The organism is Bacillus sp. YP1, from assembly GCF_000877815.1.
Classification (GTDB): domain Bacteria; phylum Bacillota; class Bacilli; order Bacillales; family Bacillaceae; genus Bacillus; species Bacillus subtilis.
The window spans coordinates 1,334,764-1,352,720 of the sequence record NZ_CP010014.1; the positions used below are offsets into that span (position 1 = coordinate 1,334,764).

The 17,957-nt window shown below is 43.1% G+C and carries 17 protein-coding genes, 1 riboswitch and 1 other annotated feature (1 of these 19 running past the window's edge); all 17 genes read left to right on the forward strand.

Annotated elements, in window-relative coordinates:
- Nucleotides 1-3: 3 nt before the first annotated feature.
- The 17 genes from QF06_RS06655 (at nt 4) to divIVA (ending at nt 17,805) form a co-directional block, all read left to right on the forward strand.
- Nucleotides 4-711 (forward strand): DUF881 domain-containing protein, encoded by a 708-nt coding sequence (locus QF06_RS06655; protein ID WP_015252136.1) that lies wholly within the window; start codon nt 4-6, stop codon nt 709-711.
- A gap of 17 nt (nt 712-728) precedes the next feature.
- Nucleotides 729-1,094, forward strand: coding sequence for a small basic family protein (locus tag QF06_RS06660; RefSeq protein ID WP_003238683.1), 366 nt, complete (start codon nt 729-731; stop codon nt 1,092-1,094).
- 173 nt (nt 1,095-1,267) lie between these two features.
- Entirely contained in the window at nt 1,268-2,590 is a 1,323-nt protein-coding gene (gene ftsA / locus QF06_RS06665; protein ID WP_003232169.1) for a cell division protein FtsA, read from the forward strand.
- A 35-nt stretch (nt 2,591-2,625) separates the two neighbouring features.
- On the forward strand, nt 2,626-3,774 hold the full coding sequence (ftsZ, locus tag QF06_RS06670; protein ID WP_003232167.1) for a cell division protein FtsZ: 1,149 nt from the start codon (nt 2,626-2,628) through the stop codon (nt 3,772-3,774).
- Between the two features lie 302 nt (nt 3,775-4,076).
- Nucleotides 4,077-8,378 (forward strand): bacillopeptidase F, encoded by a 4,302-nt coding sequence (locus tag QF06_RS06675; protein WP_041850855.1) that lies wholly within the window; start codon nt 4,077-4,079, stop codon nt 8,376-8,378.
- 193 nt (nt 8,379-8,571) lie between these two features.
- Entirely contained in the window at nt 8,572-9,501 is a 930-nt protein-coding gene (spoIIGA, locus tag QF06_RS06680) for a sigma-E processing peptidase SpoIIGA (RefSeq protein WP_038828183.1), read from the forward strand.
- 62 nt (nt 9,502-9,563) lie between these two features.
- On the forward strand, nt 9,564-10,283 hold the full coding sequence (sigE, locus tag QF06_RS06685) for an RNA polymerase sporulation sigma factor SigE (protein WP_003221446.1): 720 nt from the start codon (nt 9,564-9,566) through the stop codon (nt 10,281-10,283).
- A gap of 139 nt (nt 10,284-10,422) precedes the next feature.
- Nucleotides 10,423-11,205 (forward strand): RNA polymerase sporulation sigma factor SigG, encoded by a 783-nt coding sequence (gene sigG / locus QF06_RS06690; protein WP_009967190.1) that lies wholly within the window; start codon nt 10,423-10,425, stop codon nt 11,203-11,205.
- 147 nt (nt 11,206-11,352) lie between these two features.
- Nucleotides 11,353-12,147: an ABC transporter ATP-binding protein gene (locus QF06_RS06695; RefSeq protein WP_029317772.1), complete on the forward strand. Its 795-nt coding sequence runs from the start codon at nt 11,353-11,355 to the stop codon at nt 12,145-12,147.
- A 12-nt stretch (nt 12,148-12,159) separates the two neighbouring features.
- Nucleotides 12,160-12,261: riboswitch (TPP riboswitch) on the forward strand.
- Nucleotides 12,262-12,348: 87 nt separating this feature from the next.
- Complete coding sequence (gene ylmB, locus QF06_RS06700) at nt 12,349-13,629, forward strand: N-formyl-4-amino-5-aminomethyl-2-methylpyrimidine deformylase (RefSeq protein WP_041851058.1); 1,281 nt, start codon at nt 12,349-12,351, stop codon at nt 13,627-13,629.
- An 82-nt stretch (nt 13,630-13,711) separates the two neighbouring features.
- Nucleotides 13,712-13,957, forward strand: a complete 246-nt coding sequence (locus QF06_RS06705) for a YlmC/YmxH family sporulation protein (RefSeq protein WP_003232153.1) — start codon at nt 13,712-13,714, stop codon at nt 13,955-13,957.
- A gap of 159 nt (nt 13,958-14,116) precedes the next feature.
- Complete coding sequence (gene pgeF / locus QF06_RS06710; protein ID WP_041850854.1) at nt 14,117-14,953, forward strand: peptidoglycan editing factor PgeF; 837 nt, start codon at nt 14,117-14,119, stop codon at nt 14,951-14,953.
- 6 nt (nt 14,954-14,959) lie between these two features.
- A complete protein-coding gene (locus tag QF06_RS06715; RefSeq protein ID WP_003245324.1) occupies nt 14,960-15,652 on the forward strand; it encodes a YggS family pyridoxal phosphate-dependent enzyme in 693 nt (230 codons plus the stop codon).
- The gene (gene sepF, locus QF06_RS06720; protein WP_003244791.1) at nt 15,649-16,104 is read left to right on the forward strand and encodes a cell division protein SepF; all 456 of its coding nucleotides are present in this window, start codon (nt 15,649-15,651) and stop codon (nt 16,102-16,104) included. Before QF06_RS06715 ends, sepF begins: the two co-directional genes overlap by 4 nt.
- 6 nt (nt 16,105-16,110) lie before the next feature.
- Nucleotides 16,111-16,383 (forward strand): YggT family protein, encoded by a 273-nt coding sequence (locus QF06_RS06725; protein ID WP_003221463.1) that lies wholly within the window; start codon nt 16,111-16,113, stop codon nt 16,381-16,383.
- Nucleotides 16,384-16,443: 60 nt separating this feature from the next.
- Complete coding sequence (locus QF06_RS06730; protein WP_015383612.1) at nt 16,444-17,217, forward strand: YlmH family RNA-binding protein; 774 nt, start codon at nt 16,444-16,446, stop codon at nt 17,215-17,217.
- Between the two features lie 93 nt (nt 17,218-17,310).
- Nucleotides 17,311-17,805 (forward strand): septum site-determining protein DivIVA, encoded by a 495-nt coding sequence (divIVA, locus tag QF06_RS06735; RefSeq protein WP_003221468.1) that lies wholly within the window; start codon nt 17,311-17,313, stop codon nt 17,803-17,805.
- Nucleotides 17,806-17,867: 62 nt separating this feature from the next.
- Nucleotides 17,868-17,957, forward strand: a binding site (T-box leader) (it continues 137 nt past the right edge of the window).

The window sequence follows — 17,957 nt, forward strand, 5'->3', positions numbered from 1 at the left end:
AGATTGAAAATAAAGCGTTCCTTCATAAGCATCAGTGTGCTTATGGTCATCTTCGGCCTGATGATATCTGTTCAGTTTAATTCGTTAAAGCACCCCAAAGTCCGGGATACAAGAGATATGTGGGATATTAGGGAAGAGCTGACATCTGAGCAGAAGAAGCAGGAAAAGCTGCTGTCTGAAATAAACAAATATGACAAACTTCTGAATAGCTATTCGCAAACGAAAGAAATGACAAAAGAAACCGCGCTAAATAATACCTTGCAATCCTTAAAAAAAACAGCCGGCATGACCGATATAACAGGTAGCGGAATTGTCATTACGATTTCCCCGCTTTTTTCTGAAAGCTTAACAGGAGAGCCGGTCGAAAATCCGCCTCCGGATTTGCTGAAAAAGCTGATTAATGAACTCAACTCATACGGTGCAGAGCATATCTCGATTAACGAGCGAAGAGTTGTGAATCATACAGTCATCAGAGATATAAACGGCACTACAAAAATAGACGGATACGCCCTTGACGATTATCCTTTAACAGTAAAAGTGCTTGCCAAAGATCCGGACATGTTACACAGCAGAGTGAAGGGGTCAGGCCTTGAGGATCTTTTTGCATCTGAAAATTTAGCATTAAAAGCCGGTAAATCTGAAAGCAAACTAACATTAAAAGCATATGACAGACCACTGGACGTACAACAGCTGAAACTGCTTAAAGACTGAAAAGGAGGAGAATTGTCATGTGGCTGCCCGTGTTGGGACTGGTGCTCGGAATAGCGATTGGACTAATGACAAACTTAACGATACCGAGTGAATACTCAAACTATTTATCGCTTGCGGTGCTTGCCGCACTTGATACATTAATCGGCGGAATCAGGGCGCATTTACAAGGTACATATGATGAAATGGTATTTGTTTCCGGTTTCTTTTTTAATATTATATTGGCAATAAGTTTAGCTTTTCTGGGAGTCCATCTTGGTGTAGACTTGTATTTAGCAGGTATATTCGCATTTGGAGTCAGATTATTTCAGAATATAGCCGTTATCAGAAGAAATCTACTAACAAAGTGGACTCTTTCTAAAAAAAATAAAAAAAATGTGATATAAAAGAGGATATACATAGGATATAACGAATATTTTCAATAAACATAAAATGTGAAAAACACATAAAAATATTCTGTTGTTATTTTTTGTTACACACTTGTAAAGCCACATTCATTGTATTGTTGTTCCGCAAATAATAGAATAGAAATGATCGAAATGTGAGGAGGTGCCATAGAATGAACAACAATGAACTTTACGTCAGTCTTGACATCGGTACGTCCAATACAAAAGTGATCGTCGGAGAAATGACAGATGATTCCCTTAATATTATCGGTGTGGGAAATGTACCGTCTGAAGGGTTGAAAAAAGGCTCAATCGTTGATATAGATGAGACCGTTCATTCTATAAGAAAAGCGTTTGACCAAGCTGAAAGAATGGTAGGTTTTCCGCTTAGAAAAGCTATTGTCGGCGTTAATGGAAATTATATCAATATTCAAGATACAAACGGTGTTGTAGCAGTTTCCAGTGAAAATAAAGAAATTCAGGTTGAAGACGTACGCCGTGTCATGGAGGCGGCACAGGTTGTTTCAGTACCGCACGAACAGCTGATTGTCGATGTCATTCCTAAACAGTTTATTGTAGATGGAAGAGATGAAATCACCGACCCGAAAAAAATGCTGGGGGTGCGTTTAGAAGTAGAGGGCACCTTGATCACCGGTTCAAAAACAATCTTACATAATTTACTCCGCTGCGTTGAAAGAGCTGGTATTGAAATAACTGATATTTGCCTTCAGCCGCTGGCAGCCGGTTCTGCTGCATTATCAAAGGACGAGAAAAACCTTGGTGTGGCTCTCATTGATATAGGGGGAGGGTCAACAACCATTGCCGTATTCCAGAACGGACATCTCACTTCTACCCGTGTCATTCCTCTCGGAGGCGAAAATATCACCAAAGATATCTCCATCGGATTGAGAACGTCAACAGAAGAAGCAGAACGCGTGAAAAAGCAATTTGGACATGCCTACTATGACGAAGCCTCGGAAGATGAAATTTTTGAGGTAACCGTTATAGGCACCAATCAAAAACAAACATTTACACAGCAAGAAGCAGCGAATATCATTGAAGCGAGAGTAGAGGAAATTCTTGAAATTGTTTCAGAAGAGCTTCGCAGTATGGGAATTACCGATCTGCCGGGAGGTTTCGTGCTGACAGGAGGACAAGCAGCTATGCCGGGTGTCATGTCTTTGGCACAGGATGTGCTGCAAAACAATGTCAGAGTGGCAAGCCCGAATTATATCGGTGTAAGAGATCCTCAATATATGACGGGAGTGGGCCTGATCCAATTCGCCTGCCGGAATGCAAGAATCCAAGGCAGAAAAATAGGCTTTAAGATGCCTGAAGAAGCGATACAGGAAATCGCAGTCTCATCATCTGAGGAACAAGAGCAGCATCATCACCAAAATGAGGTGCAGCAGCGGCCAAAAGGAAAACAAAAAACACAAGCCGAACATAATAAACAGAGCAAAATGAAAAAACTATTAAGCATGTTTTGGGAATAGATAGATAGTCATTCGGCAGATTAGGAGGATTTAGCATGTTGGAGTTCGAAACAAACATAGACGGCTTAGCATCAATTAAAGTAATCGGAGTAGGAGGCGGCGGTAACAACGCCGTTAACCGAATGATTGAAAATGAAGTGCAAGGAGTAGAGTATATCGCGGTAAACACGGACGCTCAAGCTCTTAACCTGTCAAAAGCAGAAGTGAAAATGCAAATCGGCGCAAAGCTGACTAGAGGATTGGGAGCAGGTGCGAATCCGGAAGTCGGGAAAAAAGCCGCTGAAGAAAGCAAAGAGCAGATTGAAGAAGCACTTAAAGGTGCTGACATGGTATTCGTGACAGCTGGTATGGGCGGCGGAACAGGAACAGGTGCCGCACCGGTTATCGCACAAATCGCGAAAGACTTAGGCGCATTAACAGTCGGCGTTGTGACAAGACCGTTTACCTTCGAAGGACGCAAAAGACAGCTTCAGGCTGCAGGCGGAATCTCGGCAATGAAAGAAGCGGTGGATACACTGATCGTGATCCCGAACGACCGTATCCTTGAAATTGTTGATAAAAACACACCGATGCTTGAAGCATTCCGTGAAGCGGATAACGTACTTCGCCAAGGGGTTCAAGGTATTTCTGACTTGATTGCTACACCTGGTCTTATCAACCTTGACTTTGCTGATGTGAAAACAATCATGTCAAACAAAGGATCTGCTTTGATGGGTATCGGTATTGCTACTGGGGAAAATCGCGCGGCAGAGGCAGCAAAAAAAGCAATTTCCAGCCCGCTTCTTGAAGCGGCCATTGATGGTGCGCAAGGCGTCCTCATGAACATCACTGGAGGAACAAACCTCAGCCTATATGAGGTTCAGGAAGCAGCAGACATTGTCGCTTCGGCGTCTGATCAAGACGTAAACATGATTTTCGGTTCTGTTATTAATGAAAATCTAAAAGATGAGATTGTGGTGACAGTGATTGCAACCGGCTTTATCGAACAAGAGAAGGACGTGACGAAGCCTCAGCGTCCAAGCTTAAATCAAAGCATCAAAACACACAATCAAAGTGTTCCGAAGCGTGAGCCAAAACGTGAGGAACCTCAGCAGCAGAACACAGTAAGCCGTCATACTTCACAGCCGGCTGATGATACGCTTGACATCCCGACATTCTTAAGAAACCGTAATAAACGCGGCTAATGTAAAGGACAAAATCGTTTTCGATTTTGTCCTTTTTTGTTTTTCTCTTCACACTTTCCTTCTTATAAAGTCTTTTTCCCTATTGCTTCCTTCGTTTAGTAACAAAACAGATAATTAGACCTATTTATTTTTGTGACATTTTTATCATTTTCATATATATGGAAATTGGATGACATGAAACGACAATATCTGTAATTCAGATTGTCTACAGTTAATATACAGCGATGTTCTGACAAACCATTCATTATTAAAAGGAGGGACGACACTTTTTTTAAAAAGCATGTTGAAAAAGGGGGATGAAAATGAGGAAAAAAACGAAAAACAGACTCATCAGCTCTGTTTTAAGTACAGTTGTCATCAGTTCACTGCTGTTTCCGGGAGCAGCCGGGGCAAGCAGTAAAGTCACCTCACCTTCTGTTAAAAAGGAGCTTCAATCTGCGGAATCCATTCAAAACAAGATTTCGAGTTCATTAAAGAAAAGCTTTAAAAAGAAAGAAAAAACAACTTTTTTGATTAAATTTAAAGATCAGGCTAACACAGATAAAGCGGCAAAAGCGGCTGTTAAAAAAGCGAAATCGAAGAAGCTGTCTGCCGCTAAGACGGAATATCAAAAGCGTTCTGCTGTTGTGTCATCTTTAAAAGTCACAGCCGATGAATCCCAGCAAGATGTCCTAAAATACTTGAACACCCAGAAAGATAAAGGAAATGCAGACCAAATTCATTCTTATTATGTGGTGAACGGGATTGCTGTTCATGCCTCAAAAGAGGTCATGGAAAAAGTGGCGCAGTTTCCCGAAGTGGAAAAGGTGCTTCCTAATGAGAAACGGCAGCTTTTTAAGTCATCCTCCCCATTTAATATGAAAAAAGCACAGAAAGCTATTAAAGCAACTGACGGTGTGGAATGGAATGTAGACCAAATCGATGCCCCAAAAGCTTGGGCACTTGGATATGATGGAACTGGCACGGTTGTTGCGTCCATTGATACCGGTGTGGAATGGAATCATCCGGCATTAAAAGAGAAATATCGCGGATATAATCCGGAAAATCCTAATGAGCCTGAAAATGAAATGAACTGGTATGATGCCGTAGCAGGCGAGGCAAGCCCTTATGATGATTTGGCTCATGGAACCCATGTGACAGGCACGATGGTGGGCTCTGAACCGGATGGGACAAATCAAATCGGTGTAGCGCCTGGCGCAAAATGGATTGCTGTTAAAGCGTTCTCTGAAGATGGCGGCACTGATGCTGACATTTTGGAAGCTGGTGAATGGGTTTTAGCACCAAAGGACGCGGAAGGAAATCCCCACCCGGAAATGGCTCCTGATGTTGTCAATAACTCATGGGGAGGGGGCTCTGGACTTGATGAATGGTACAGAGACATGGTCAATGCCTGGCGTGCGGCCGATATTTTCCCTGAGTTTTCAGCGGGGAATACGGATCTCTTTATTCCCGGCGGGCCTGGTTCTATCGCAAATCCGGCAAACTATCCAGAATCGTTTGCAACTGGAGCGACTGATATCAATAAAAAGCTCGCTGACTTTTCTCTTCAAGGGCCATCTCCATATGATGAAATAAAGCCGGAAATATCTGCACCGGGCGTTAATATTCGTTCATCCGTTCCCGGTCAGACATATGAGGATGGTTGGGACGGCACATCAATGGCAGGGCCGCATGTATCCGCTGTTGCTGCACTGCTGAAACAGGCGAATGCCTCACTTTCTGTTGATGAGATGGAGGATATATTAACCAGCACGGCTGAACCGCTCACGGATTCAACATTTCCTGATTCACCGAATAACGGATATGGCCATGGTCTGGTGAATGCTTTTGATGCTGTATCCGCTGTTACAGATGGATTAGGGAAAGCGGAAGGACAAGTTTCTGTAGAGGGGGATGACCAAGAGCCTCCTGTCTATCAGCATGAGAAAGTAACTGAAGCTTATGAAGGTGGCAGCCTGCCACTGACTTTGACAGCTGAAGACAATGTGAGTGTGACATCTGTAAAGCTGTCCTACAAGCTTGATCAAGGTGAATGGACAGAAATAACGGCTAAACGAATCAGCGGTGATCATCTAAAAGGAACGTATCAGGCAGAGATCCCAGATATAAAAGGAACTAAACTAAGCTATAAGTGGATGATTCACGATTTTGGCGGTCATGTCGTTTCGTCTGACGTATACGATGTAACAGTGAAACCAAGCATCACGGTGGGATATAAACAGGACTTTGAAACTGCACCCGGCGGCTGGGTTGCGAGCGGAACAAATAATAACTGGGAATGGGGAGTTCCGTCAACTGGCCCAAATACAGCAGCATCCGGAGAAAAAGTATATGGAACGAATTTGACAGGAAATTATGCCAACTCAGCAAACATGAACCTTGTTATGCCTCCTATTAAAGCACCTGATTCAGGAAGTCTGTTCCTTCAATTTAAAAGCTGGCACAATTTAGAGGATGATTTTGATTACGGCTACGTTTTTGTTCTTCCGGAAGGTGAAAAGAATTGGGAGCAGGCTGGTGTCTATAACGGAAAGACATCAAGCTGGACGGACGAAGAAATTGATTTATCGGCTTATAAAGGCCAAAACATTCAAGTGATGTTTAACCTTCAATCTGATGAAAGCATTGCAAAAGAGGGCTGGTATATTGATGATGTAGTGCTTTCTGACAAATCAGCCGGAAAAACAGTCAAAAAGAATAAGCTGGGCGTCGAAAAGCCGTCTGGAAAGCAAAAGAAAAAGCCAGTAAATCCGAAAAAGGCTAAGCCATCTGCAAACACAGCGGTAAAACATCAGAACAAGGCTATACAGCCTCAAGTTTTGCCGCTCAGGGCACAAGTCAGTGTAGTGGAAACAGGAAAATCAACATATTCAGATCAATCCACAGGGCAGTACACGCTGAAGCACAAAGCGGGAGACTATACGCTTATGGCAGAAGCATATGGTTATCAGTCGAAAACACAAAAAGTATCTTTAAAGACGGATCAGACGACACAAGCTAATTTTACGTTAGAAGAGATGAAGAAGGGCACATTAAAAGGCACGGTCATCAATAAAACGACAGGAGAGCCGGTAAAAGGCGCTTCCGTTTATGTTGTAGAGGATGCTGCGGTGGAACCGGCTATGACAAACGACAAAGGTGAATATACGCTGGAGGCCTATGAAGGCGCTTATACGATTAAAGTCGCTGCACCGGGTTATTACAGTGATGAATTTTCCGTTGAGTTAAAAGGTGACGTTACAAAAGAAACTGCATTGAAGCCTTTCGTCGGTTATCCCGGTGAAATTGCATATGATGACGGAACAGCGGAGAATGCCAATTCCTATTTTGCTGCCGGGAACGGATGGGCAGTAAAAATGACGCTCGCTGACGGCAAGGACAAAGGCATGCTTACAGGAGGGCTGTTCAGATTCTGGGATACAGAGTTCCCTGATCCCGGCGGCACAGAGTTTAAGGTTGAGGTATACGATGCCACAGGAAAAGACGGAGCACCGGGCAAGAAAATTGCCGGGCCATTTAACGCTGAAGCTCTTCGCAATGGCGAGTGGACTAAGGTAGATCTCAGTTCAAAAGGGATTATGGTCGATAAAGACTTTTATCTCGTATATATCCAGTCGAAACCTGACCCGTATTCACCTGGACTGGCAATGGATGAAACCGGCAAGAATTCCGGCCGCAACTGGCAGTATATAGGTGGACAATGGGAGCCGGGTGACGAAGCAGACGGTAACTATATGATTCGCGCATTAGTTAATTATGAAGCTGCTGTACCTGAGATTACTTCACCGACAGACAAATCATACACAAATAAGGAGAACGTCACTGTAAAAGGAAAAGCTTCTCCTAGTACAACGGTACACATTTATAATGATGAGAAAGAAGCAGGAGAAACAAAAACTGCCGCGGACGGCACGTTCCAGACAGGCATCACACTCAACAAGGGTGATAATGAGCTGACGGCAACTGCATCAACTGACAACGGAACAACAGATGCCTCCAGTCCAATCACGGTCACGCTTGATCAAGAAAAGCCTGAGTTAACGCTGGACACTCCAAAGGATGGCGGGAAAACAAATAAAGAAACGCTGACTGTCAAAGGGGCAGTATCCGATGACAATTTGAAAGACGTCAAGGTGAATGGCAAAAAAGCAACAATAACTGATGGTTCATACTCAGCCCGGATTCTTTTGGAGAATGGAAGCAATGAAATCAAGGTGATTGCTACAGACTTAGCAGGCAACAAAACGACGAAAAAGGCTGTCATTGATGTCAATTTTGACAAGCCTGTCATTTCCGGCTTAATTCCGGGAGAGGATAAAAACTTAAAAGCCGGTGAATCTGTGAAAATCGCTTTCTCAAGCGCTGAGGATTTAGATGCAACGTTTATCATTCGTATGCCGCTGACCAATGCAAGAGCGAGTGTGCAAAATGCCACCGAACTCCCGTTAAGAGAAATCTCTCCGGGGAGATATGAAGGCTATTGGACAGCCACTTCTTCTATTAAAGCAAAAGGAGCAAAAGTAGAAGTGATCGTCCGAGATGATTATGGAAATGAAACAAGAAAAACTGCGAATGGAAAACTTAATATCAACACAGAAAATTAAGTGGGAAAAAGCTGCCGTCATTGGCAGCTTTTTTTATATCCTCTCATTATACTTCCTCGACAAATTAAGCAGATTTCCCTGAAAAATTGTATTTTCCTCTCAACATTAATTGACAGACTTTCCCACAGAGCTTGCTTTATACTTATGAAGCAAGAAGGGGAACAGCGTGAGGCAAGAAAGAAAGGAGTCAGATGTGAAAATCTATTTAGATGTCATTTGGCTGTTAAACTTTTGTTTTGATGCACTTTTGCTTTTGCTCACGGCATTTATTTTAAAACGGCATGTAAAAAAAAGAAGACTGGTAGGCGGAGCGTTCATCGGTTCCAGTATTGTCCTTTTGATGTTTACTCCTTTTTCGCCGATTGTTGAACATCCGGCTGGGAAGCTAGCTTTTTCAGTTGTGATTGTGGTGGTGACATTTGGCTTTAAAAGATTTCGGTTTTTCTTTCAAAATTTGTTTTCCTTTTATTTTGCCACTTTTTTAATGGGGGGAGGAATTATCGGAGCCCATTCTTTGCTGCAGTCAAATTCTATTGTTCAAAACGGTGTTATGATTACCAATCAAACAGGGTTTGGAGACCCGATCAGCTGGTTGTTTATTGTTGGGGGCTTTCCAGTATTATGGTTTTTTTCTAAAAGAAGAATTGAAGATATTGAAACAAAAAACATTCAATATGAGGAACGAGTCAGCGTGCAGGCAGATTTGGGCAGCCAAACACTTCATGTCAGAGGCCTGATTGATTCCGGTAACCAGCTGTACGATCCTCTTACAAAAACACCGGTAATGATCATTTACATTGATAAACTGGAGCCGATTTTCGGAACAGCCGAAACGATGATCATTCGAAACACAGACCCATTGGAAGCCATCGAACAGCTCGATGATTCCTTTCGCTTTTTAGATAAAATGAGGTTGATTCCATACAGGGGAGTTGGTCAGCAAAATCAATTTCTATTATGCGTTAAACCGGATCACGTAACGATTATGACAAAAGAAGAAATGATTTCTGCAGATAAATGTTTAATCGGCATCAGCACAACAAAGCTGTCGGCAGATGGAGAGTTTGACGCGATTATTCATCCGAAAATGCTTTCGGGCAAGGCTGTCAAACACGTTTCATAATGTTCGCAAATGTCCGTTACTTATCATACTCAAACGGCGTGACATTTAGAAGGGAGAGGAAGATGAAAAAACTGAAATTACGGTTGACGCACCTCTGGTATAAGCTGCTGATGAAACTTGGGCTGAAAAGTGATGAAGTCTATTACATAGGCGGGAGTGAAGCCCTGCCGCCTCCATTATCTAAAGATGAGGAGCAGGTTTTGTTAATGAAGCTCCCAAACGGCGATCAGGCGGCGCGAGCCATTCTAATTGAACGCAATTTGCGTCTGGTCGTATATATCGCCCGTAAATTTGAAAATACGGGAATTAATATAGAGGATTTAATCAGCATCGGTACTATCGGTCTAATCAAAGCTGTGAATACATTCAATCCAGAAAAGAAAATCAAGCTTGCTACCTATGCCTCCCGGTGTATAGAAAATGAAATCCTGATGTATTTAAGAAGAAATAACAAAATCCGTTCAGAGGTTTCCTTTGATGAACCGCTTAATATTGATTGGGACGGCAATGAGCTTTTGCTTTCTGATGTGCTCGGCACTGACGATGACATCATCACTAAAGACATAGAAGCTAACGTCGATAAAAAGCTCTTGAAAAAAGCGCTTGAACAGCTTAATGAGAGAGAAAAGCAAATCATGGAGCTGCGGTTTGGGCTTGTCGGTGAAGAAGAAAAAACCCAAAAGGATGTAGCGGATATGATGGGGATTTCTCAGTCTTATATTTCGCGGCTTGAGAAAAGAATTATAAAAAGATTGAGAAAAGAGTTCAACAAAATGGTGTAAAAAATTTTATGGTTAGAACCCCTTGATTTTACAGGGATTTCCTGATTTCGACAGTTTTTCGGTCTGAGTGCAGTGCATATTTTTCCCACCCAAGGAGATACTTAACGTTGTACAGCAGCTCCTGTAGGGAGGGAAAAAAGTGTCGAGAAATAAAGTCGAAATCTGCGGGGTGGATACCTCCAAATTACCAGTACTCAAGAATGAAGAGATGAGAAAGCTGTTTAGGCAGCTGCAGGATGAAGGCGATGATTCAGCAAGAGAAAAGCTTGTAAACGGGAACTTGCGTCTTGTCTTAAGTGTCATTCAACGATTTAATAACAGAGGGGAGTATGTTGATGACTTATTTCAAGTCGGCTGCATCGGACTAATGAAATCCATTGATAATTTTGACCTAAGCCACAATGTTAAGTTTTCAACATACGCTGTACCTATGATTATCGGAGAGATCCGCAGGTATTTACGCGATAATAACCCGATCCGTGTCTCAAGATCACTCCGGGACATCGCTTACAAGGCGCTTCAGGTAAGAGAGCGGTTAATCAGTGAGACAAGCAAGGAGCCGACTGCAGAAGACATCGCAAAAGTTCTTGAAGTACCGCATGAGGAAATTGTATTTGCGCTTGATGCCATCCAGGATCCGGTTTCTCTATTTGAACCGATCTATAACGACGGCGGAGACCCGATCTATGTGATGGACCAAATCAGTGATGAGCGTAACACAGATTCACAATGGATTGAAGAGCTGGCTTTAAAAGAGGGCATGAGAAGGCTGAATGATAGGGAAAAAATGATTTTGAGAAAGCGATTCTTCCAAGGGAAAACCCAAATGGAAGTCGCCGAGGAAATCGGAATTTCTCAAGCGCAGGTGTCCAGACTTGAAAAAGCGGCTATCAAACAAATGAATAAAAATATTCATCAATAATGAAAAGCCTTTAAAACGATGTTGTTTTAAAGGCTTTTCTATTGATTATGGATGGTTTACGTTTTGGAAAAAGTAAGGTATCCTAGTTCGTACAAAGTTTTATGAAAATTAAAACAATTATAAAAGGCAATAAAGAGGAGGACCACGATGATTTTGCAGCTTGACAATGTCTCACTAAAACGGAATGGGAAATGGATACTGAGAGATATTCATTGGAAGGTGGAAGAAAAGGAAAATTGGGTGCTTTACGGCCTAAATGGCGCCGGGAAGACAGCGCTGTTAAATATGCTTTGCTCATATTATTTTCCAACATCAGGCGAGATGCAGGTGCTCGGCCATGAATTTGGCAAAACAGAGCTTGGGGAAAAGCTCAGACGTAAAATTGGCCTCGTCTCAGCAGCTCTTCAGCAAAAATTGTATCCGGCAGATTCAGCCTTTGAAATTGCTTTGAGCGGAGCTTACGCTTCGATTGGGTTATATGAAACGCCAAGTAAGGAAACCAGGGAAAAAGCGATAGGTTTGTTAGAGGACTTGGGAGCAATTGAATATGCCGATCGCCGCTATGAAACCCTTTCTCAAGGGGAAAAACAAAGAGCATTGATTGCTAGAGCACTAATGGCCGATCCGGAGTTGCTGATACTGGATGAACCAGTCACAGGACTGGATTTTATTGCCCGGGAAAAGCTGTTAGATACGATTACATACATTGCAAACAAAGAAAATGCACCATCTATCCTTTATGTGACTCATCATGCTGAAGAAATTTTGCCTGTCTTTGATAAAGCCCTTTTATTAAAACAGGGAGAGGTCTTTGGATCCGGAGAAATAAAGGAAATGCTTACTGATCAAATACTCTCCGCTTTTTTTGATACGCCAATCCATGTATTATGGAATCAGGATCGGCCGTTTTTAACAAGAGCTGAGCCGATAACGAATGCCTGACAAACATATATAGATTCATCCTAGGGGTGCTTTGCGAAGCTGAGAGAGACTTTGTCTCAACCCTTTTGACCTGATCTGGATCATGCCAGCGGAGGGAAGCGGTGAAAAGCGGAGTACATCGGACTCCGTTTGTTTTTATTAAGCCGTTTCATCACATTTGAAACGGCTTTTTTGATTTTAAAGAATAGGAGCGGATTTACATTGGATCAACAAATAGACTCTTTGCTCAAAAAAGTGGAAGAACATAAGGAGGAGCTTATTCAGCTTGCGAAAACGCTGATTTCTTATCAAACACCTGCTCCGCCTGCAAGAAATACAGAGGGCATTCAGTCATGGATTGCGGGATATTTAAATGAATTGGGATTCTCGATCGACAAATGGGATGTGTACCCTGGAGATCCCAATGTTGTAGGGAAGCTAAAAGGAACAGATTCAGCAGATTATTATAGCCTGATTATCAATGGCCATGTAGATGTGGCAGAGGTAAAAGAGGATGAAGAATGGGAGCATGATCCATTTCATCCAATTGAAAAAAACGGTCTCTTAATCGGTCGAGGCGCTTCCGATATGAAGGGCGGAATGGCGTGTGTGTTGTTTGCTGTCAAATTGATTCGTGAAGCAGGCATTGAACTTCCAGGTGATCTGATTCTGCAATCGGTTATTGGGGAGGAAGTTGGAGAAGCCGGCACACTTGAATGCTGCAAGAGGGGCTACCACGCTGATTTTGCAATTGTCGCGGATACGAGCGATATGCATATTCAAGGCCAAGGGGGTGTCATTACAGGCTGGATCGAAATCAAAAGCAGTCAAACATTTCATGATGGAACGAGACGGAATATGATTCACGCAGGCGGAGGAACATTCGGAGCAAGCGCAATTGAAAAAATGGCAAAAATCATTGCGGGGCTCGGTGAACTTGAGCGCCACTGGTCCATTATGAAAAGTTATCCTGGTTTTAAACCCGGCACAAATACGATTAATCCGGCAGTTATAGAAGGCGGCAGACATGCGGCTTTTATAGCGGACGAATGCCGGTTGTGGATCACAGTCCATTTTTATCCGAATGAAACCCATGACCAAGTGGCAGCGGAAATAGAAGATTACGTCAATCGGCTGAGTGACAGTGATATTTGGCTTAGGGAAAACCGCCCTGTATTCAAGTGGGGAGGCTCATCTATGATAGAAGACAGAGGAGAAATTTTTCCGGCATTGGAAGTTGACCCTGGCCACCCAGGCGTCTTAGCGCTAACTGCCTCTCATCAGAAAGTGAAACGGGAGTGTCCAATTATTGACGTTTCTCAATCAGTTACAGATGGCGGATGGCTGTATGATGCCGGTATTCCATGCGTAATATACGGTCCTGGAGATCTGCACAATGCACACTCTGTGAACGAGAAGGTATCGATTGAGCAGCTAGTAGAGTATACAAAAATTATACTCGATTTTATCATCAGCTGGTGCAGCCGGAAAAAAGAACAATGACATGAAAATTTCTTCTTGCTGACAAGGTTCAGCCTGCCCGTTCATATACTTGAACAAAAGGACGGAAAAAGGACGTGATGGAATGATCAGCATTTCAGAATTTCAGGTAAAGGATGTCGTCAATGTCTCAAACGGAAAAAAGCTGGGGAGTATTGGTGATATTGATATCAATGTGACCACTGGTAAAATTCAGGCGATCATACTCGGAGGAAATGGGAAAGTTCTCGGATTTTTTGGAAAAGAAGAGGAATTGGTCATTCCATGGCGAAATATAGTAAAAATCGGGGAAGATGTAATCTTAGTCCGATTAAGTGAACCACATGCATAAACCTGCTTGTCTGCCGAAGATTGGAAAATGCCGGAAGTCTCGATTCTTCCGGCACATTTCATTTAGAAATATGCAAATCGGCGCTCAACGAATGCAGTAAGATGTGGTAAAATAAGTGGGAAATTCCGCTTTAAATGTTTGTCGAAAGGTTGGATCATCATGAATACATATCACCCATTCAGTCTTACCACACCCTCGACACTCATGATACAAGACTGGGCTCAAACGAATCAAAACAACAAAGAGGTCATTGCCGGATTTACGACAAAAAACGGCGGTGTCAGCCAAAAGCCTTTTGAATCGTTAAATACAGGATTGCACGTTCATGACAAAGATGCAGATGTAGTTAAAAATCGTGAATATATTGCCGATATGTTTAATACTGATTTGCAGTCTTGGGTATTCGCTGATCAGACACATGATAATCGCGTTCAGAAAGTGACGCAGAGGGATAGGGGAAAAGGCGCCCGTGAGTATCACACGGCTCTAAAAGCAACGGACGGGCTCTATACAAATGAAAAAAATGTATTTTTAGCATTATGCTTTGCTGATTGTGTGCCTCTTTTCTTTTATGATCCGGTTCAGTCGCTTGTCGGAGTCGCCCATGCCGGGTGGAAAGGCACCGTCAAACAGATTGGCAGAGAAATGGTGAAGCAATGGACTGAGAAGGAAGGTTCAAATCCCTCAGATATTTACGCTGTTATTGGCCCGTCTATCAGCGGTGCATGCTATACGGTAGACGACCGCGTCATGGATGCTGTCCGCGCATTGCCGGTTTCAGCAGACCTTGCCGTTAATCAGACGGCAAAGGCACAATATCAGCTTGATCTGAAAGAGCTGAACCGTCTTATACTGATGGACAGCGGTTTGGCAAGTGAACAAATTTCTGTCAGCGGTTTATGCACGGAAAGCGAGCCGTCTCTTTTCTATTCTCACCGCCGCGATCAGGGGAAAACTGGACGGATGATGTCCTTTATCGGAATGAAGGAGGCATAAAAGATCTTGCGTGTTGTTGATAATTTACGACATATAAACGAACGAATAAACGAAGCATGTAACAGATCGGGCCGCAGCTCCGATGAAGTTACGGTTATTGCAGTCACTAAATATGTATCGCCTGAAAGAGCACAGGAGGCAGTAGATGCTGGCATCACCTGCCTCGGAGAGAATCGGGATGCGGAACTGCTCCGCAAACAGGAATTGATGAAAGGGAATCCGGAATGGCATTTTATCGGCAGTCTGCAATCAAGAAAAGCAAAATCTGTCGTCAATTCGGTTTCCTATATCCATTCCCTAGACCGGCTCTCATTAGCGAAAGAAATTGAAAAACGGGCTGAAGGCACTGTACGATGCTTTGTGCAGGTCAATACCTCTCTTGAGCCTTCTAAACACGGCATGAAAAAAGAAGAAGTCATTCCATTCATACAGGAGCTTTCCGGTTTCGAACATATCCTTGTTGCCGGGCTGATGACAATGGCTCCGCTGACTGATGATCAAGATCAGATCAGAAGCTGTTTCAGGTCGCTGAGAGAACTCCGTGACCAGGTTCAGAAGCTGAACCAGCCGAACGCTCCGTGTACTGAACTGTCGATGGGCATGTCAAATGATTTTGAAATTGCAATTGAAGAAGGAGCTACTTATATTAGAATCGGCTCATCGTTAGTCGGAAATGAAACAGGGGGTGTACAGCAATGAGTATGAAAAATAAACTGAAAAACTTTTTCTCAATGGAAGATGAAGAATACGAATATGAATATATTGAGACAGAGCGGGAATCTCATGAGGAGCATGAGCAAAAAGAAAAGCCGGCTTACAACGGGAATAAACCTGCGGGCAAACAGAATGTAGTGAGCTTGCAAAGTGTTCAGAAATCCTCTAAAGTGGTGTTGAGTGAGCCGCGCGTTTATGCGGAGGCGCAGGAAATAGCCGACCATTTGAAGAACCGGCGGGCAGTTGTCGTCAATCTTCAGCGGATACAGCATGACCAGGCGAAGCGGATTGTTGACTTTTTAAGCGGAACCGTTTATGCCATCGGCGGCGATATTCAAAGAATCGGCTCAGATATTTTCCTCTGCACGCCTGACAACGTAGATGTATCAGGCACAATTTCTGAGCTCATATCTGAAGACGAACATCAGAGGTGGTAAAGCGAGATGATCCTTTATCAAGTTTTTTCGGTTTTAAGCTTATTAATCACAATATACTCATTTGCCCTGATCATATATATTTTTATGTCATGGGTGCCGAGTACGAGGGAAACAGCAGTCGGGCGTTTTTTGGCTTCGATTTGTGAACCATATCTCGAACCATTCAGAAAAATCATTCCTCCGATTGCAATGCTGGATATTTCACCAATCGTAGCAATACTTGTGCTTCGGTTTGCGACAACCGGCTTGTGGGGGCTTTATCGCATGATTGCGTTTTAATGTGACAGTTTGATAGGGGCTTGGCAGCAGCCAAGCCTCTTTACATAGAAGGGAAAGACGATGAGCGATATATATCAGCACTTCAGAAAAGACGAGCGGGCCTTTATTGATCAGGCGCTCGAATGGAAAAGAATTGTCCAGGAGCAGTACCGGATGAAGCTGACCGACTTTTTAGATCCCCGAGAGCAGGTCATCCTCTCTGCTGTTACGGGACAGGCTGACGTCGGGCTTGCTTTTTCCGGCGGCTATGACAGAGCGGAGCGAAAACGGGCGATTCTGTATCCAGAGTACATTACTCCGGAAGAATCGGATTTTGAATTGCAGGCGTTTAACGTCCGTTATGCTGACAAGTTTGTCTCAGTAGATCATCGTTCTCTGCTTGGTGCATTAATGGGCATAGGATTAAAGCGGCAAAAATTCGGTGACATCGTGTTTTCTGAGACAGCAGTGCAATTGATTGTCTCAGCCGATACCGCTGATTTTGTGGCTGCACAGCTGACCCAAGCAGGCAAAGCGGCGGTCAGCCTAGAGAAAATCGACTTGTCAGACCTTAACATTCCAGCAGTTGATGTCGAAATAAGAGATGACACGGTTTCTTCTTTAAGGCTTGACGCCGTCTGCGCCTCTATGAGCAGGCAATCCCGCCAGAAATCACAGACGCTTGTGAAAAACGGCCTTGTGAAAGTGAACTGGAAGGTGGTTGAAGATCCTTCATACATAGTCGCGGAAGGGGACATGCTGTCAATCAGAGGTTTTGGCCGGTGCAGCTTAACAAAAATCGAAGGGAAAACCAAAAAAGACAAATGGAGAGTTACGTTTGAACGACAAAAATAGTCGGTTTTTCAGTTTTTTTCTCCATCTGTGCGAAATTTGTTTTATAATGTGAACTAGATAACCGTACTGAAATGTAAAAATGGAGGTGGCATCATGCCATTAACGCCAAATGATATTCACAACAAGACGTTTACAAAAAGTTTTCGCGGATATGATGAAGATGAAGTAAATGAATTCCTAGCCCAAGTCAGAAAAGATTACGAAATTGTTCTCCGCAAGAAAACTGAGCTTGAAGCGAAAGTCAATGAGCTTGATGAAAGAATCGGACACTTTGCCAATATTGAGGAAACATTGAATAAATCAATTTTAGTTGCTCAAGAAGCGGCTGAAGACGTAAAACGCAATTCTCAAAAAGAAGCAAAGCTGATCGTTCGGGAAGCGGAGAAAAACGCTGATCGCATTATCAACGAATCGTTATCAAAATCAAGAAAAATTGCAATGGAAATTGAAGAGCTGAAAAAACAGTCTAAAGTGTTTAGAACACGTTTCCAAATGCTGATTGAAGCTCAGCTTGATCTTCTGAAAAATGACGATTGGGATCATCTCCTTGAGTATGAAGTCGACGCTGTATTTGAGGAAAAGGAATAAATTCTCTGATTATCTTGACATTTTCTTAGCTTGTCGAATATAATACGTTCATAAATTCAGATGAAAAAACGGTTGAAAGGGACAGTCATGTTTCCTTCAGGCCTTCATAGCGACCCGGAGATGGTGAGAGTCCGGGATGGCCGGAATCATGT

Bases quoted from the DNA above. Each gene is read 5' to 3' on its own strand.
- QF06_RS06660 (WP_003238683.1), top strand. From the start codon at position 729: ATGTGGCTGCCCGTGTTGGGACTGGTGCTCGGAATAGCGATTGGACTA.
- ftsA (WP_003232169.1), top strand. From the start codon at position 1,268: ATGAACAACAATGAACTTTACGTCAGTCTTGACATCGGTACGTCCAAT.
- ftsZ (WP_003232167.1), top strand. From the start codon at position 2,626: ATGTTGGAGTTCGAAACAAACATAGACGGCTTAGCATCAATTAAAGTA.
- QF06_RS06675 (WP_041850855.1), top strand. From the start codon at position 4,077: ATGAGGAAAAAAACGAAAAACAGACTCATCAGCTCTGTTTTAAGTACA.
- sigE (WP_003221446.1), top strand. From the start codon at position 9,564: ATGAAAAAACTGAAATTACGGTTGACGCACCTCTGGTATAAGCTGCTG.
- QF06_RS06695 (WP_029317772.1), top strand. From the start codon at position 11,353: ATGATTTTGCAGCTTGACAATGTCTCACTAAAACGGAATGGGAAATGG.
- QF06_RS06705 (WP_003232153.1), top strand. From the start codon at position 13,712: ATGATCAGCATTTCAGAATTTCAGGTAAAGGATGTCGTCAATGTCTCA.
- pgeF (WP_041850854.1), top strand. From the start codon at position 14,117: ATGAATACATATCACCCATTCAGTCTTACCACACCCTCGACACTCATG.
- sepF (WP_003244791.1), top strand. From the start codon at position 15,649: ATGAGTATGAAAAATAAACTGAAAAACTTTTTCTCAATGGAAGATGAA.
- QF06_RS06725 (WP_003221463.1), top strand. From the start codon at position 16,111: ATGATCCTTTATCAAGTTTTTTCGGTTTTAAGCTTATTAATCACAATA.
- QF06_RS06730 (WP_015383612.1), top strand. From the start codon at position 16,444: ATGAGCGATATATATCAGCACTTCAGAAAAGACGAGCGGGCCTTTATT.
- divIVA (WP_003221468.1), top strand. From the start codon at position 17,311: ATGCCATTAACGCCAAATGATATTCACAACAAGACGTTTACAAAAAGT.